Below are 16,538 nucleotides of genomic sequence, written 5' to 3' on the forward strand. Positions count from 1 at the left end.
TCTCGTCAAATTGATAAACTGCGGGTATTAATAAAGCGGGGCTATATGTCCAACAACATCAAGTACCGCCAGATCAAGGCGTTCGCCCATCTGGTGGAGACCGGAACGTTCATGGCCGCGGCGGACCTGATGTCGGTCACCCAGCCTTCCTTGTCGGTGCTGATCCAGGAGCTGGAGCGCGACGTGGGCGTGCGGCTGTTCGTGCGCACCACGCGGCGGGTCGAGCCGACGCCGGAGGGCCGCGCGTTCTACGAGCAGATCAAGGGTTCGATCGACCAGCTGGAAGAGGCCTACAGCTACATCAAGGACGTCGGCCAGGGCTCGCGCGGCCGGCTGCGCGTGGCCTGCCTGTCGTCGCTGGCGGCCGGCGTCGTGACGAACGCGCTGCGGCGCTTCCAGGAGCGCCATCCGCAGGTGCGGGTCACGCTGTGCGAGCGCGGGCACGACCAGGTGCCCAAGGCAGTGCGCAACGGCGAGGTCGACCTCGGCATCGGCACCGAGCTGCGCGCCGACGCCGAACTGGTGTTCCAGCGCGTGTTCAACGACCAGCTGATGATCGTGGTGCCGGCCGGCCACGAACTGGTGGGGCGCCGCGTCACATGGCGCAGCCTCAATCCCTTTGCGCTTATCCTGGTCACGCCGGGGCCCGCCAGCCGCGCGCTGCAGATGAGCAATGCGTCGGTGTCGCCGGCGTTCGAGGTGGAGCACGCGGTGACCGCGATGGCCATGGTGCGGGCCCGGATGGGCGTGACCGTGCTGCCGTCCAGCGTCCAGCACGGGGTCGATACGCGCGACCTGAAGTTCCTGCCCATTCCGGGCCCGCTGGCGGTGCGCAGCCTGGGCATCATCCGCAAGCGCAATGCCGCGCCCAGCGCGGCGGTGAGCGATTTCATCGCGTTGCTGTCGAAGGCGGCATGAGGGGCGGCGGTCCGCCGGCGATCCATGCGCGGCGGCGCGGCCGGCGGCCCGGCGCCGTCCTGTCGCGGCCTGCGCGGCTTATGCCCGCGGCTGGAACATGATGATGCCCATGCCCGTCAGCGCCACCGCCGCGCCGGCCGCGTCCCACGCCGTGGGCCGCACGCCGTCCACCGCCCACAGCCAGGCGATCGCGGTGCCGATGTACACGCCGCCGTAGGCCGCATACACCCGCCCGGCCGCCGTGGGATGCAGGGTGAGCAGCCACGCGAACAGCGCCAGGCTGGCCGCGGCCGGCAGCAACAGCCAGGGCGTGCGGCCCTCGCGCAGCCACAGATAGGGCAAGTAGCAGCCGGCGATCTCGGCCAACGCCGTGGCCACGTACAGCAGGAAAGTGCGCATCAGCGGCTTTCCAGCACGCGCTTGAGCGAAGCCAGGTCGCGTTCGATCCACTGGCCGTCGGCCTCGAAGCGGGCATCGTCCATGCCGGGCAGCCGAAATAGCGTGAGCGTGACCAGCGCGCCGTCGCCGTCGGCTACCGCGCGCAGCGGCACGTAGACCGTCGTGCCGTCCGGCAGCGTCACCCAATGGTCGGCCACGCCGAAATCATTGGGCGGACTGAAGCGCATCGTGACGCGGCCGTCCGCGCCGTCGGCCACCCATTCGTCCGCCGTGCCGGCCTGCGCCAGGCGTTCGAGCCCGCCCGCCAGGCCGCTGGCCCAGAGCGGAAAATTGCGCGGGTCGGCCAGGAAGGCGGCCACCTCGGCATGGGGCCGGTCGATGCCGACGCCGAGAATGCGGAAGGGATGAGTCGTCATATCCGTCTCCATAACGTTGCAAGCTTCCCACCCAGGATGCGGCGGATCCGGCTCCGCCGGTCCGCTCGCATCGCCCCTTGAGGGGCGCGCGAAGCGCGTAGGGGAGGGCCTCCTCCGGGGGCGCGCGCAGCGCGTAGGGGTGGGTCCTACTGGAATGCCGTCTCCATGAAGCTGCGCAGCTTGCGCGAATGCAGCCGCTCCGGCGGCATGTCGCGCAGGATCTCCAGCGCGCGGATGCCGATGTCCAGGTGCTGGCCCACCTGCCGGCGGTAGAAGGCGCTGGCCATGCCGGGCAGCTTCAGCTCGCCGTGCAGCGGCTTGTCGGACACGCACAGCAGCGTGCCGTAGGGCACGCGGAAGCGGAAGCCGTTGGCGGCGATGGTGGCCGATTCCATGTCGAGCGCGATGGCGCGCGACTGCGCGAAGCGCTGCACCGGCTCCAGATGCTCGCGCAGCTCCCAGTTGCGGTTGTCGATGGTGGCCACCGTGCCGGTGCGCATGATGCGCTTGAGTTCCCAGCCCGACAGGCCGGCCACTTCCTCCACCGCCTGTTCCAGCGCCACCTGCACCTCGGCCAGCGGCGGCAGCGGCACCCAGGTGGGCAGGTCGGCGTCGAGCACGTGGTCGTCGCGCACGTAGCCGTGCGCCAGCACGTAGTCGCCCAGCCGCTGGGAACCGCGCAGGCCGGCGCAGTGGCCCAGCATCAGCCAGGCGTGCGGCCGCAGCACGGCGATGTGGTCGGTGATGGTCTTGGCATTCGAGGGCCCGACGCCGATGTTGACCAGCGTGATGCCGGAATGCCCCGGCCGCAGCAGGTGATAGGCCGGCATCTGCGGCATGCGGGTCGGCGGCGCCGCGGCCGGCGCGGCGTCGCGCCGGGTGATGCGGTTGCCGGGCTCGACCAGGGCCTCGTACTGGCCGTCGGCCACCAGCCGGCGCGCGCGCAGGCAGAACTCGTCCACGTAGAACTGGTAGTTGGTGAACAGGATGAAGTTCTGGAAGTGCGACGGCGCCGTGGCGGTGTAGTGCTGCAGGCGGTGCAGCGAATAATCGATGCGCGGCGCGGTGAACGGCGCCAGCGGCAGCGGCTCGCCTTCGCGCGCCAGGCGGGTGCCGTTGACGATGGCATCGTCGGTCACCGCCAGGTCGGGCGTGTCGAACACGTCGCGCAGCGGGCGCCTGAGCGCCTCCACGTGCTCGCCTTCCACATAGCTGCCTTCGGGGAAGGCGAAGTGCAGCGGGATCGGCACGTCGGATTCGCCCACCTCCACCGGCATGCCGTGGTTGCGCAGCAGCAGGTCGATCTGTTCGGTCAGGTAGGCGCGGAACAGCGCGGGCTGGGTGACGGTGGTCTGGTACACGCCCGGCTCGGCCACGTGCCCGTACGACAGCCGCGAATCCACTTCGTCGTAGGTGTCCACGCGCAGGCGGATGAAGGGATAGCAGGCGCGCACGCGGCCGGGCGCGCCGGCGCGGGCGGCCAGCACGTTGCGGAAGGTGTCGCACAGAAAGGCGGTGTTGCGGGCATAGATGTCGACCAGCCGCTGCACCGCGGCGCCGGCGTCGTTGAACGGTTCGGCCGGCCACGGGTCGGGGCGGATCGAAACGGCGAAAGGATCGGGGTTCATGGCGTTCGCTCGCGTGCGGGCCGCAGGGGAAGGCCGGCCCTTTTGGCGATTATGCCGCAGCGTTGCGCGGCCAAAGGCCCTTGCGACCGGCCCCCGACTTGCAGAACCGGCCGATATGTGGTTGACTAACGGTTCTTTGCGCCGGCGAATCACGCCCAACCTGCGGTTCCCGCGCTTTCTCGTACCCAACGCGCCATGGCCTGTAGCAATTCCGCCATCGTTTCAGCCGCCTTCCCGCAGCCCGCTGCGCGGAACGCCGGCGCGCGCGCGTCCGCGGCATCCCTGCGCCTTTCTTCCCCCGCCTCGCTACTACTACCGATCGGCTGCCGGGCCTAGCGTCCGTGGCAGTTCGGCAGCCGCACGGCCACACCCTCCGGGTTCGTCCAACCCGTCCGCACCGTTGCACGCAGTAGTAGCTGGAGTCACCCCATGTCCATGTTGAAGAATCCCGCGGTCAAGTATCGTCCGTTCCCCGCCTACGACTTTTCCGAGCGCACCTGGCCCAACCGCCGCATGACGGCGCCGCCGATCTGGATGAGCACCGACCTGCGCGACGGCAACCAGGCGCTGATCGAGCCGATGAACGGCGAACGCAAGCTGCGCATGTTCGAAAAGCTGGTCGAGATCGGCTTCAAGGAGATCGAGGTCGGCTTCCCGTCGGCGTCGCAGACCGATTTCGATTTCATCCGCAGCCTGGTGGTGGAAGACCGCGTGCCGGACGACGTCACCATCGAGGTGCTGACCCAGTCGCGCGAAGACCTGATCCGCCGCACCATCGATTCGGTGCAGGGCGCGCGCCGCGCGATCGTCCACCTGTACAACGCCATCGCTCCCGATTTCCGCCGCATCGTGTTCAACATGACGCGCGAAGAGGTCAAGCAGGTGGCGCTCAATGGCACCCGCCTGATCCGCGAACTGACCGCGGCGCGGCCCGAAACCGAGTGGGTGTTCCAGTATTCGCCGGAGGTGTTCAGCTCGGCCGAGCTCGATTTCGCCAAGGAAGTGTGCGATGCGGTGGTCGAGGCCTGGGGCGCCACGCCCGGGCGCAAGATCATCCTCAACCTGCCGGCCACCGTCGAATGCGCGATGCCGAACGTGTACGCGGACCAGATCGAATGGATGCACCGCAACCTGGCCCGGCGCGACAGCATCGTGCTCAGCGTGCATCCGCACAACGACCGCGGCACCGCGGTGGCGGCCGCCGAGATGGCGGTGCTGGCCGGCGCCGATCGCATCGAGGGCTGCCTGTTCGGCAACGGCGAGCGCACCGGCAACGTCGACATCGTGACGCTGGCGCTGAACCTGTACAGCCAGGGCATCGCGCCCGGGCTCGACTTTTCCGACATCGACGACGTGCGCCGCTGCGTCGAGTACTGCAACCAGCTGCCGGTGCATCCGCGCCATCCCTATGTGGGCGACCTGGTCTTCACCGCCTTCTCCGGCTCGCACCAGGACGCCATCAAGAAGGGCTTCGCGCAGCGCAAGCCCGACACCTTCTGGGACGTGCCCTACCTGCCGATCGACCCGGCCGATCTGGGCCGCAGCTACGACGCGGTGATCCGCGTCAACAGCCAGTCGGGCAAGGGCGGCGTCAGCTACCTGCTGCAGCAGGAGCACGGCCTCGACCTGCCGCGCCGCCTGCAGATCGAGTTCAGCCGCGCCATCCAGCGCGTGACCGACGAGACCGGGCGCGAGGTGTCGGCCGGCGATGTGTACGCGATCTTCCGCCGCGAGTACCTGGACGTGGACCAGCCCTACCGCTTCGTGGGCCATCGCATCGCCAGCGTCGACGGCGGCGTGCGGGTCGAGGTCGACGTGCGCCACGGCGGCAAGCCGCGCACGCTGACCGGCGTGGGCAACGGGCCGATCGACGCCTTCGTGCATGCGCTGGGCATGCCGGTGCGGATGATGGACTACCACGAACATTCGATCGGCGTGGGCGCCGACGCCACGGCCGCCTGCTACGTGGAGGTCCGCATCGGCGAATCGCCCACCGGCTTCGGCGTGGGCGTGGACAGCGACATCGTGACGGCCTCGTTCAAGGCCGTGCTGAGCGCGGTCAACCGGCACGCGCGCGAGGCGGCCGGCGAAGACGAGCAGACCGAGGCCCAGCCCGAGCTGATCGACTGACGGGGCGCACGCGGCGTCCTGCCCTCGGGGCCGGCGCTCGCGTGCCCGCAGCATGATGGCTGCGCCGCTTGCCGGCGCAGCGCGGCCGCGGCGGACGCATCGGGCTAGAATCGCCTGTCTGTCACGCCCTCCCTGTATCCGCCCATGGCCAACGCGTCGCTGCCCGATATCGACCTGCTCACCCGCGGCGCCCGCGTCCACTCGCCGCGCGTGTTCGAGGAGATCTGCGACCGCATCCGCAGCCAGCTGGCCAGCCGCCAGCTCAAGCCCGGCGACAAGCTGCCCGCCGAGCGCGAGCTGGCCGTGCAGTTCGGCGCCAGCCGCGCCGCGGTGCGCGAGGCGATCCGCAGCCTCGAAATGGCCGGCCTGGTGGAGCTGCGCAAGGGCGTCAAGGGCGGCGCCTTCATCCGCGAAGGCGATCCGGCCGTGGTCACGCAGTCGCTGCGCGACATGGTGTTCCTCGGCCGGCTTTCGCTGGAAAGCCTGACCGAAAGCCGGGTGATCCTGCAGGACGCCGTGATCCGCCTGGCGGCCCAGCGCGCCACCGAAGACGACCTGCGCGCGCTCGACGAAAGCATCGACCTTACCGAGCAACTGACCGCGGCGGGCCGCTTCGAAGAGCGGCGCGTGCAGCTGGTGGCCTTCTACCGCCTGCTCGCCATGGCCACCGGCAACGAGATCATGGCCATCCTGGTCGACGCGGTGACCGACATCGTGCTCGGCGTGCTGATCCGCTTCGACGCGGTGCCGCGCTTCGATACCGTCAAGGTGCAGCGGCGCATCGTCGAACTGATCCGCCAACGCCGGCCCGACGAGGCTGCCGCGCTGATGGCCGAGCACCTGAAATCCCTGCACGAATACCTGTTCGAGGCGCAGGCCCGGCACGCCGCGCAAACGGCGGCGCGTGCGCGCCCCGCGCGCTCGGCATCGTCCCGCGCCGCGACGCGGCGCAGCGCTGCCGGCGGCAAAGCCGCTGGCTGAGCCGCTCCGCCCGCCTTCCGTCCATACCCGTTCGACCCATGTCGCGCCGGAGGCGCGATGCGGGCCTTGCCGACTTGACTTCAAATGGACTGACCATTTAGCATGAACGGACTGACCATTTGAATTGAGACCGTGCCGGCGCGCCGCGCCTGGCCGGCCGCGAACGAGGAGATAGGCAATGTCCCACCGTCCCGCCGTGCTGATCGCCGGCGCCGGCCCGGTCGGCCTGGCGCTGGCCGGCGACCTGGGCTGGCGCGGCGTTTCCTGCGTGCTGATCGAAAAGGGCGACGGCGTGATCGGCCAGCCGCGGATGGACATGGTCGGCATCCGCACCATGGAGTTCTGCCGCCGCTGGGGCATCGTGCCCTGGGTGGAAAGCGCCGGCTACAACCGCGACTACCCGCAGGACTGTGCCTGGGTGACCTCGCTCAACGGCTACGAATTCGGCCGCGAGCATTTCCCCTCGCCGCGCGAGGAACGGCCGCCGCCGCAAAGCCCGCAGAAACGCGAGCGCTGTCCGCAGAACTTCTTCGACCCGGTGCTCGCGCGCTTCGCGCGCCAGTGGCCCGGCGTATCGATCCGCTACGGCACCGAACTGCTGGATTTCGCCGACCGCGGCGACCACGTGGCCGCCACCGTGCGCGACGCCGCCACCGGCGATACGCACGTGATCGAAGCGCAATACCTGGTCGGCTGCGATGGCGGCGCCAGCCGGGTGCGGCAGCAGCTCGGCATCGGCATGTCGGGCGACGCCGTGCTCACCTACACCACCAACGTGGTGTTCCGCTGCGACGGCCTGGAAGCCCTGCACGACAAGAAGCCCGCCTATCGCTACATCTTCATCGGCCCCGAAGGCACCTGGGCCACGCTGGTGGCCATCAACGGGCGCGACCAATGGCGCTTCTCGCTGGTGGGCGACGCCGAGCGCCGCGCCGTGACGGAAGAAGAAATGCGCCGCGCCATCGTGCGCGCGGTGGGCCGCGAATTCGATTTCGAGATCCTGTCGCTGCTGCCATGGGTGCGCCGCCAGCTGGTGGCCGACGCCTACGGGCGCGGCCGCGTGTTCATCGCCGGCGATGCCGCGCACCTGACCTCGCCCACCGGCGGCTTCGGCATGAACACCGGCATCCTCGACGCCGTCAACCTGTCGTGGAAGCTGGCGGCCGCCGCGCAGGGCTGGGGCGGCGCCGGCCTGCTGGCCACCTACGAGACGGAACAGCGCCCGGTGGCCATCCGCAACGTCTCGGAGGCCGGCGACAACCTGAAGCGCATGCTGGCGCCGCGCATCATGCGTCCCGATCCCGTCATGTTCGAGGGCGACGGCCCCGCGGCCGAGGCCGCGCGCCGCGAGTACGGCCAGCGCTATACGGAGATGATGCGGCGCGAGTGGTTCTCGATCGGCATCCACCTCGGCTATGTATACGAAGGCTCGCCCATCGTGGTGCCCGACGGCACGCCGCGGCCGCCCGACGAGGTATCCAGCTATACGCCCACCGCGCGGCCGGGATCGCGCGCGCCGCACGCCTGGCTGGCGCCGGGCCGCTCCACCCTCGACCTGTTCGGCCGCGAGTTCGTGCTGCTGCGCTTCGGCGTGGCGCCGCCGGCGGTCGATGCGCTGGTGGCCGCGGCCGCAGCCGCCGGCGTGCCGCTGCGGGTGGAAGACGTGGACGACGAGAACGCGGCCGCGCTGTACGAGCGCCGGCTGGTGCTGGTGCGCCCCGACGGCCAGGTGGCCTGGCGCGCCGACGCGCCGCCGGCCGACGCCGCGGCCCTGATCGGGGTGGTTCGCGGGGCGGAAGTTGTGTAGCGCCTGGAGATTGGCATGGGACATGAAGCTGTGATGGCGGACGCCGAGGCGCGTCGCCAGCTCGAAAAGGAATTGGCGCGTTTCAACTGCCGGGTGCACCAGCCCGACGACCCGCCGCTGTTCACGCGCGAGCCGCGCTCGCCGGCGCGTTCGCTGCTGTGGCGCTGGAGCGACCTGAAGCCGCTGCTGGACCGCATCGGCGAGATGATCGCGATCGGCTCGGGCGGCATGCGGCGCACGCTGCGGCTGGCCGATCCGGGCCTGCCCTACGGCACCACGCCCACGTTCTGGGGCTCGATCCAGGTCATCCTGCCCGGCGAGGTGGCGCAGGCGCACCGGCACATGGCCAACGCGCTGCGCTTCGTCATGCAGGGCCACGGCTGCAGCACGACGGTGGACGGCGAATGCTATGAAATGAACGAGGGCGACCTGGTGCTGACGCCGTCCGGCACCTGGCACGACCACGTGCATCGCGGCAGCGCGCCGATGATCTGGCTCGACGTGCTCGACATCTCGCTGGTGCGCTCGCTGCACGCCACCTTCTTCGATCCCTATACGCAGGCCGAGCAGCCGGTGGCCGGGATCCGCGACGAATCGTTCCGCCAGTACGGCAGCGGCCTGATGAGCCCGCCCGGCCTGCCGCGGCCGGCCCGCAATCCGCTGCTGGCCTATCCGCGCGCGATGTCGATGGCCGCGCTCGAACAGGCCGCCGGGCTGGAGCCCGACCCCTTCGACGACGTCATCCTCGAATACCGCAACCCGGCCGACGGCGGCTCCACCATGCCGACGCTGGGTCAGCAATTGCAGATGCTGCGGCCGGGCTTTCGCGGCCGCGCGCGCCGGCACACCGGCAGCAAGCTGTACTACGTGGTGCGCGGCGAAGGCGCGTCCGTCGTCGAGGGCGTGCGCCACGACTGGTCGGCCGGCGATTTCCTGACGATCGCGCCATGGGCCTGGCACGAACACCTGAACCGCTCGGCCGAACGGGACGCCATCCTGTTCCAGGTCAACGACCTGCCGGCGCTGCGGGCGCTGGGCTACTACCGCGAAGAAGCGCTGTCCGCCGGCGGCGGCTTCCAGATGATCGAGCACCCCCAAGGCCGGGCTGCGCCCGGCGGCCCGGCATTATCTTGAGGAGAAATCGTGAAACTTGCCGTATTCGACGACTACCGCGTCGGCCTGGTCGAGGGCGACCGCATCCATGACGTGACCGCCGCGCTGCCGCCCTGGCTGGCCGAACTGCCCGCGCAGCGGATGAACTGGCTGATCGCGCACTGGAGCGAGGCGGCCCCGGCGCTTGCCGCCGCCCGCCGGGAGGCCGCTGCGCGGCCCTTGGCCGAGGTGGCGCTGCTGCCCCCCAGCCCCAGCCCGTCGCACGTGTTCGCCGCGCCCGCCAACTACCGCAAGCACATCGGCGAACTGGGCGACCGCTCGGTCACCGGCAAGGGCCGCAGCGCGCGCGAGCAGGGCTTCTTCCTGAAGGCGCCCGGCTCGCTGTCCGGCGCCGGCGCCGGCATCCTGCTGCCCCGCGGTTCGTCGCGCCGCTTCGACCACGAATCCGAACTGGCGGTGATCGTGGGCCGCGGCGGCCGTGACATCCCGCGCGAAAAGGCATTCGAACACGTGTTCGGCTATGCCTGCCTGGTCGACGCCACGATGCGCATCGAAAAAGGCGTGGCCGAGGAAGAGCGCTCGATGCGCAAATCGTTCGAGACCTTCACCCCGCTCGGCCCGTGGCTGGTCACGGCCGACGAAGTGGCCGACCCGCAGGCGCTCGACAACCGGCTATGGGTCAACGGCGAACTGAAGCAGCAGGCCAACACGCGCGACATGATCGTCGGCGTGGCCGAGCTGATCGAGCTGATCTCGTCGGTGCTGCCGCTGCGGCCGGGCGACGTCATCGCCACCGGCACGCCGGAAGGCGTGGGGCCGTTCGCGGCCGGCGACACGGTGCGCATCGCGATCGAGGGCGTGGGCGACATGACGCTGCCCGTGGCCGAGCGCGACAGGCAGTCGCCCAGGGCCTACTGATCATGGCGGAACGATATCGCGCCGCGTTCATGCGCGGCGGCACCAGCAAGGCGCTGGTCTTCAACGTGGAAGACCTGCCCCGCGATCGCGCCGCGCGCGACGCGATATTCCTGTCGGCGATGGGCAGCCCCGATCCCTACGGGCGGCAGCTCGACGGCATGGGCGGCGGGGTGTCGTCGCTGTCGAAAGTCTGCCTGGTCGGCCCGCCCTCGGTCGATGGCGCCGACGTCGACTACACCTTCGTCCAGGTGCAGGTGAAGGACGCCGCCTGCGATTACCGCGGCAACTGCGGCAACATGTCGTCGGCGATCGGCCCCTATGCGATCGACGAGGGGCTGGTGCGCCCGGCGGTGGCCGATGGCCAGGCCACGGTGCGCATCCACAACACCAACACCGGCAAGATCATTCATTCCACCTTCCCGGTGTCGGGCGGCCGCAGCGTGGCGCGCGGCGATCTGGCCATCCCGGGCGTGGCCGGCACCGGCGCGCCGGTGCGGCTCGATTTCCTGAAGCCCGGCGGCGCCACCACCGGCCGGCTGCTGCCCACGGGCAATGCGGTCGACACGCTGCAGGTCCCCGGCCTGGGCGCGGTGGAGGCGTCGATGGTCGACGCGGCCAACGCCTGCGTCTTCGTCGATGCCGCCACGCTCGGCCTGACGGGTACGGAATTGCCCGAAAAGCTCGAAGCCATGCCGGAGCTGCTGGCCGCCATGAACGAGATCCGCGCCCACGCCTCGGTGGCGATGGGCATCGCGCCGACGATCGAACAGGCGCGCGCCATCCGCATCGTCCCCTTCGTCGGCTTCGTGTCGGCGCCGCAGAACGCCGAAACGCTGGCGGGCGAGCCGCTACCCGCCAGCGCGGTCGACCTGGTGGTGCGCATGCTGTCCAGCGGCCAGCCGCACCGCGCGCTGCCGCTGACCGCGTCGCTGTGCACCGCCGTGGCCGCGCGCATCGAAGGCAGCGTGGCGCAGCGCGCCGCGCGCGCGGCCGGCGGCGCGCTGCGCCTGGGCATGCCGTCGGGCGTGCTGACGGTGGACGCCGCGGTGCGCCGCCTGCCCGATGGCGGCTGGCACGCCGAGCGCGGCGCCTTCTTCCGCACCACGCGGCGGTTGTTCGACGGCCATGTCTACGCCTGATGCTGACATGCAGGCGCCCGTGAATCGCCGGCCGGAGCGAGATGATGCGGGCGCGCCATGTCGGCCGTGCGACCCGGACGAGACGATCCAGCAACGACCAAGCAAATGTTCCGAGGAGACCCGACCATGAACCGACGCAGCTTCGTGGCCCTGATACGGGCCGCCATCCTGGCCGCCACGGCGCTCGCCGCTGGCGCGGCCACCGCCCAGGTACAGTCCTACCCCAACAAGCCGGTGCGCGTGATCGTGCCGTTCGCGCCCGGCGGCGGCATCGACATCCTGATCCGCGCCATCGGCGCCGAACTCGCGCAGAAGTGGAAGCAGCCGGTCGTGGTCGAGAACCGCGCCGGCGCCGGTTCGCTGATCGGCGCCGAGGCCGTGGCCACCGCGCCGGCCGACGGCTACACGCTGCTGGCCACCGTCAACCAGACCCTGGTGGCCAACCGCTACCTGTACAAGCAGCTGCCCTACGACCCCGACCGCAGCTTCGCGCCCATCACGATGATGGTGCGCAGCGACCAGCTCATCCTGGCCAACGCCAACGTCCCGGTGAAGAACTTCAAGGAACTGCTGGCGCTGGCGCGCCGCCAGCCGGGCAAGCTGACCTACGGCTCGTTCGGCAACGGCAGCCAGCCGCATCTGCTGTTCGAACTGGTCAAGAACCGCGAATCGGTCGACATGCTGCACGTGCCCTACAAGGGCATCAACCCGCTGCTGACGGCGCTGGCCGCCGGCGAGGTGATGCTGGCCACCGGCTCGGCCAACGTCGCCGCGCCGCTGATCGCGGCCGGCAAGATCAAGCCGGTGTCGGTGGCCGGCAAGGAACGCGTGGCGCAGTATCCCGACGTGCCCACCGCCGACGAGGAAGGCTATCCCTACGTGCGCGCGTCGATCTGGTACGGCCTGTTCGCGCCGGCCGGCACGCCGCAGCCGGTGCTCGACAAGATCCGCGACGACATCCGCGCGATCCTGAAGCAGCCCGACTTCGCCGAGAAGCAGGCCACGTCCAAGGGCCTGACGGTGATCGCCAGCGACGGCGCCCGGCTGCGGCAGGAGATCCGCGAGGAAGCGGCGATCGTCGGCGACATGGTGAAAGCCGCAGGCGTACAACCCGAATAGTGGTGCCCCTGGCCATTCGAACGCCTGGACGGCGCCCGAACGGCTGTCCCCCGGGGGGACGCGGCCGGCTTGGGGCGGCCCGGCGCCGGCCTATGGTGCCCCTGGCCGTTCGAACGCCTGGACGGCGCCCGAACGGCTGTCCCCCGGGGGGACGCGGCCGGCTTGGGACGGCCCGGCGCCGGCCTAGAACCCCGACCCTGGCTGCTTCAGGAACTCCACTTCCTGCGACGTGCTGCCGCGTCCCAGGATCGCGTTGCGATGCGGGAAGCGGCCGAAGCGGGCGATGATGTCGCGGTGGCGGATGGCGAATTCCAGCGACGATTGGGCGGCGGGGTGGTCTTGCGCCAGCCGGGTGTACAGCGCCACGCAGCGCTCCTGCACGCCGAGCGTTTCGCTATGCATCAGCGGCAGGTAGACGAATTCGCGCTGCACCGGCGGCAGCCGCAGGTAGCCGCCGCCGTCGATCAGCGCCAGCGCGTCGGCCAGCGCCTGGCCGTCGCCGGCGAAGGCCTGCGGCGTGCCGCGCCAGATGTTGCGCGTGAACTGGTCGAGCAGCAGGATGCGGGCCAGCGCGCTGTCGGGCTGCCGCCGCCAGTCGCGCAGGCCGCCGTGCAGCGCGAGCTCCACTTCGCGCCGGAAACGCGCGGCCACCTCGGCATCGAAGGCCGGATCCTTGCGGAACCACACGGCACGCGGCCGCAGGTGGCCGGGGTCGTCGGCCGGCAGGAACCAGAAATCGAGCACGTCTTGCCACGACGACATCGGCGCCTCAGCTTTCCCAGGTCACGTTGACGCCCTTGTCGCGCGCCGCGCGCAGCATGTCGAGCAGCGGGAAGGCGCGCTGCTTGAGGCTGACGTAGCGGGCGGCGAGCGCCGCCTGCTCGGGGTCGTCTTCGTCGAACTGCGGCCGCTTTTCCAGGCCCAGCGCGCGTTCGATGCCGGTGATGGCGGCCGGCAGCTGCTCCGGCGTGAATACGCCGCGCGGATCGAGCTGGCCGTCGAAGGACTTGCCGGCCAGTTCCAGCAGCGGCTTGGCGTGCTCGGCCAGCATGATGACCTCGCCGGCCGCTTTCGATCTGAACGTAACGAGCATGGCGCCTCCTGGGGGGATCGGAACCCCATTATGGCGGATCCGGCCGGCGCCGTCGGGCGCCGGCGGCGCGAGCCGTGTATTCTTGGAGCCATTTGTGAAACCATTCATGCCCGCCGCGCCGCCCGCCGGCGGCCGCCATCCCTTCATTCCCCGAGTCCCGCCGTGGCGCCTTCCCGCCTCCTGCGGCGCTGCGCCGTCCTCGGCTGCGCTGCCGCGCTCCTCTACGCCGCCTATCTGGCGGTGCGCTTCCACCACGTCGAGAACCGCCTCTACCTGTGGCTGGACGGCAGCGGGCGCCAGGCCGCGCTGTGGAACCGCGAGCCGGCCGGCGCCAGCCTGGACTTGGCCGCCTACCGCGCCGGCATCGACGGCAAGGCCGTGGCCGGCGTGTCGCGCAACCTGTCGGGGCTGACCTACGACACCGATCGCGGCCGGCTGCTGGCGGTGGTCAACCGCCCGCCCACGCTGATCGAACTGGACGGCGAGGGCACGCCGCTGGCCAGCTACCCGCTGCGCAACGTATCCGACGTGGAGGGCGTGGCCTACCTGGGCGACGGCGAGGTGGCGATCGTGGAGGAGGGCCGCGGCACGGTGCGCACCTTCGCGCTGCCCGCCCGGCCGCAGCCGATCGATGCCGCCGCCGGCCGCCGCATCGATGTGCTGCGGGACGGCGGCAACCATGGGCTGGAAGGCGTCGGCTACGACCGCGGCAACGACCTGCTGTACATGGTGCGCGAACGCAAGCCGCGCGCCTTGTACCGCATCGCCGGGCTGAAGACCGGCAAGGACGCGCAGCCGCGCATCGAAGACCTGAGCGCCTGGATCGACCGATCGGTGTTCGGCACCGACCTGTCGTCGGTCGACGTCGACCCGGAAACCGGCCATCTGCTGCTGCTCAGCGACGAATCGCAACTGGTGATGGAGATGGACCCCACCGGCCTGCCGCTGGGTCTGCGCCACCTGGACGGCGTACCGCAGGCCGAGGGCGTGGCGGTCGACCCGGGCGGGCGGCTGTTCGTGGTCAGCGAACCCGACCTGTTCTACCGCTTCGACCCCGCCCCGCCGCAGGCGGCCGGCGGCTGCCCGGGCGTGATCCGGGTGGCCGCCCACCCGCGGTTGGGGCCTGGGCGGCCCGGCTGTTAACATTCGGCACTACTCGTTCAGCGACTTTTTCATTCATGCTCCCCGAGCAACAGGAACAACTCATCGGCCTGATCGGCGCCGCCGTGCGCGCCGTCGCGCCCGACGCCTCGCCCAGCGTGCTGCTGGAACGGCCCAAGGTGGCCTCCCACGGCGACCTCGCCACCAACGTGGCGATGCAGATCGCCAAGCCGCTGCGCCGCAATCCGCGCGAACTGGCGCAGGCCATCGTCGATGCCCTGGCCGCCCAGCCCGGCGCCGCCGGCCTGGTGGCCGGCGCCGAAGTGGCCGGCCCCGGCTTCATCAACATCCGCATCGCGCCGGCCGCCAAGCAGGCAGTGGTGGCCGCCATCCGCCAGGGCGGCGCCGGTTTCGGCCGTGCGCCGGCCACCGGCCGCAAGGTCATCGTCGAATTCGTGTCGGCCAACCCCACCGGCCCGCTGCACGTGGGCCACGCCCGCCAGGCCGCGCTGGGCGACGCCATCTGCCGCCTGTTCGACGCCGGCGGCTGGACGGTGCACCGCGAGTTCTACTACAACGACGCCGGCAACCAGATACACAACCTGGCCATCAGCGTGCAGGCCCGCGCCCGCGGCCTGACGCCCGACCACCCGGACTTCCCGGCCGACGGCTACCGCGGCGAATACATCAACGACATCGCCGCCGACTACCTGTCCGGCAAGACGGTGCAGGCGGCCGACGCCGACCCCGTCACCGCCGCCGGCGATCCCGACAGCCTGGAAGACATCCGCCGCTTCGCCGTGGCCTATCTGCGCCGCGAACAGGATCTGGACCTGCAGGCCTTCGACCTGAAGTTCGACAACTACTACCTGGAAAGCTCGCTGTACACCAGCGGCCGGGTCGACCAGGTCGTCCGCCAGCTGATCGCCAGCGGCCATACCTACGAGCTCGACGGCGCGCTGTGGCTGCGCACCACCGAACTGGGCGAAGGCGACGACAAGGACCGCGTGATGCGCAAGTCCGAAGGCGGCTACACCTACTTCGTGCCCGACGTGGCGTACCACGTCACCAAGTGGGAGCGCGGCTTCGACAAGGCCATCAACATCCAGGGCTCCGACCACCACGGCACCATCGCCCGCGTGCGCTCGGGCCTGCAGGCGCTGGGCATCGGCATTCCCAAGGGCTATCCCGACTACGTGCTGCACAAGATGGTCAAGGTGATGCGCGGCGGCGAGGAGGTCAAGATCTCCAAGCGCGCCGGCAGCTACGTCACCTTGCGCGACCTGATCGACTGGGTCGGCCGCGACGCGGTGCGCTACTTCCTGATCCAGCGGCGCGCCGACACCGAATTCGTGTTCGACGTCGACCTGGCCCTGAAGCAGAGCGACGAGAACCCGGTCTACTACATCCAGTACGCGCACGCGCGCATTTGCTCGATCCTGGCCCAGTGGGGCGGCGACCCGGCCGAGCTTGCCGACGCCGACACCAGCCTGCTGACGGCCGAGCGCGAATACCAGCTGATGCAGCGGCTGGCGGGCTTCCCCGCCACCGTGGCGCTGGCCGCGGCCGAGCTGTCGCCGCACCATATCGCCTTCTGGCTGAAGGATTGCGCCGCCGACTACCACGCTTATTACAATGCCGAGCGGGTGCTGGTCGACGACCCGGCCCTGAAGCTGGCGCGCCTGGCGCTGCTGGCGGCCACCCGCCAGGTGCTGGCCAACGGCCTGGCGCTGCTCGGCGTGTCGGCGCCGCAACGGATGTGAATGCCCGGATACG

General features: G+C 70.5%; 15 protein-coding genes. 10 read left to right on the forward strand and 5 right to left on the reverse strand.

The annotated features are described in order from the left end of the window. Positions 1–45 precede the first annotated feature (45 nt). On the forward strand, positions 46–918 hold the full coding sequence (locus ABD927_RS02595) for a LysR family transcriptional regulator (protein ID WP_345246025.1): 873 nt from the start codon (positions 46–48) through the stop codon (positions 916–918). Positions 919–996: 78 nt separating this feature from the next. Here ABD927_RS02595 and ABD927_RS02600 read toward each other — a convergent pair whose 3' ends face one another. The 3 genes from ABD927_RS02600 to ABD927_RS02610 form a co-directional block, all read right to left on the reverse strand. Further along, complete coding sequence (locus ABD927_RS02600) at positions 997–1,317, reverse strand: YnfA family protein (RefSeq protein ID WP_345246027.1); 321 nt, start codon at positions 1,315–1,317, stop codon at positions 997–999. Further along, positions 1,317–1,733, reverse strand: coding sequence for an SRPBCC family protein (locus ABD927_RS02605; RefSeq protein WP_345246029.1), 417 nt, complete (start codon positions 1,731–1,733; stop codon positions 1,317–1,319). The genes ABD927_RS02600 and ABD927_RS02605 overlap by 1 nt, the downstream gene beginning before the upstream one ends. 146 nt (positions 1,734–1,879) lie before the next feature. Then, a complete protein-coding gene (locus tag ABD927_RS02610) occupies positions 1,880–3,361 on the reverse strand; it encodes an AMP nucleosidase (RefSeq protein WP_345246031.1) in 1,482 nt (493 codons plus the stop codon). 435 nt (positions 3,362–3,796) lie between these two features. On the opposite strand from ABD927_RS02610, the gene leuA reads away from it, so the two are divergent. The 7 genes from leuA (at position 3,797) to ABD927_RS02645 (ending at position 12,568) form a co-directional block, all read left to right on the forward strand. Then, on the forward strand, positions 3,797–5,491 hold the full coding sequence (gene leuA / locus ABD927_RS02615; RefSeq protein ID WP_345246480.1) for a 2-isopropylmalate synthase: 1,695 nt from the start codon (positions 3,797–3,799) through the stop codon (positions 5,489–5,491). A 144-nt stretch (positions 5,492–5,635) separates the two neighbouring features. Further along, a complete protein-coding gene (locus tag ABD927_RS02620; RefSeq protein WP_345246033.1) occupies positions 5,636–6,472 on the forward strand; it encodes a FadR/GntR family transcriptional regulator in 837 nt (278 codons plus the stop codon). Positions 6,473–6,650: 178 nt separating this feature from the next. Beyond that, positions 6,651–8,279: an FAD-dependent monooxygenase gene (locus ABD927_RS02625; protein ID WP_345246034.1), complete on the forward strand. Its 1,629-nt coding sequence runs from the start codon at positions 6,651–6,653 to the stop codon at positions 8,277–8,279. A gap of 15 nt (positions 8,280–8,294) precedes the next feature. Continuing rightward, entirely contained in the window at positions 8,295–9,413 is a 1,119-nt protein-coding gene (locus tag ABD927_RS02630; protein ID WP_345246036.1) for a cupin domain-containing protein, read from the forward strand. 9 nt (positions 9,414–9,422) lie between these two features. Then, on the forward strand, positions 9,423–10,310 hold the full coding sequence (locus tag ABD927_RS02635; RefSeq protein WP_345246038.1) for a fumarylacetoacetate hydrolase family protein: 888 nt from the start codon (positions 9,423–9,425) through the stop codon (positions 10,308–10,310). A 2-nt stretch (positions 10,311–10,312) separates the two neighbouring features. Continuing rightward, positions 10,313–11,449: a 2-methylaconitate cis-trans isomerase PrpF family protein gene (locus ABD927_RS02640; protein ID WP_345246040.1), complete on the forward strand. Its 1,137-nt coding sequence runs from the start codon at positions 10,313–10,315 to the stop codon at positions 11,447–11,449. Positions 11,450–11,575: 126 nt separating this feature from the next. After that, positions 11,576–12,568, forward strand: a complete 993-nt coding sequence (locus tag ABD927_RS02645; RefSeq protein WP_345246042.1) for a Bug family tripartite tricarboxylate transporter substrate binding protein — start codon at positions 11,576–11,578, stop codon at positions 12,566–12,568. Positions 12,569–12,751: 183 nt separating this feature from the next. Here the strand turns inward: ABD927_RS02645 and ABD927_RS02650 are convergent, their stop codons facing one another. Both ABD927_RS02650 and ABD927_RS02655 read right to left on the reverse strand, forming a co-directional pair. Continuing rightward, the gene (locus ABD927_RS02650) at positions 12,752–13,330 is read right to left on the reverse strand and encodes a DUF924 family protein (RefSeq protein ID WP_345246044.1); all 579 of its coding nucleotides are present in this window, start codon (positions 13,328–13,330) and stop codon (positions 12,752–12,754) included. Positions 13,331–13,337: 7 nt separating this feature from the next. Then, positions 13,338–13,661: a DUF1840 domain-containing protein gene (locus tag ABD927_RS02655; protein WP_345246046.1), complete on the reverse strand. Its 324-nt coding sequence runs from the start codon at positions 13,659–13,661 to the stop codon at positions 13,338–13,340. A 162-nt stretch (positions 13,662–13,823) separates the two neighbouring features. On the opposite strand from ABD927_RS02655, the gene ABD927_RS02660 reads away from it, so the two are divergent. After that, entirely contained in the window at positions 13,824–14,804 is a 981-nt protein-coding gene (locus tag ABD927_RS02660) for an SdiA-regulated domain-containing protein (RefSeq protein ID WP_345246048.1), read from the forward strand. A gap of 35 nt (positions 14,805–14,839) precedes the next feature. Continuing rightward, the gene (gene argS / locus ABD927_RS02665; protein ID WP_345246050.1) at positions 14,840–16,525 is read left to right on the forward strand and encodes an arginine--tRNA ligase; all 1,686 of its coding nucleotides are present in this window, start codon (positions 14,840–14,842) and stop codon (positions 16,523–16,525) included. Positions 16,526–16,538 lie beyond the last annotated feature (13 nt).

This window comes from Pigmentiphaga soli (assembly GCF_039541095.1).
Classification (GTDB): Bacteria; Pseudomonadota; Gammaproteobacteria; order Burkholderiales; family Burkholderiaceae_B; genus Pigmentiphaga; species Pigmentiphaga soli.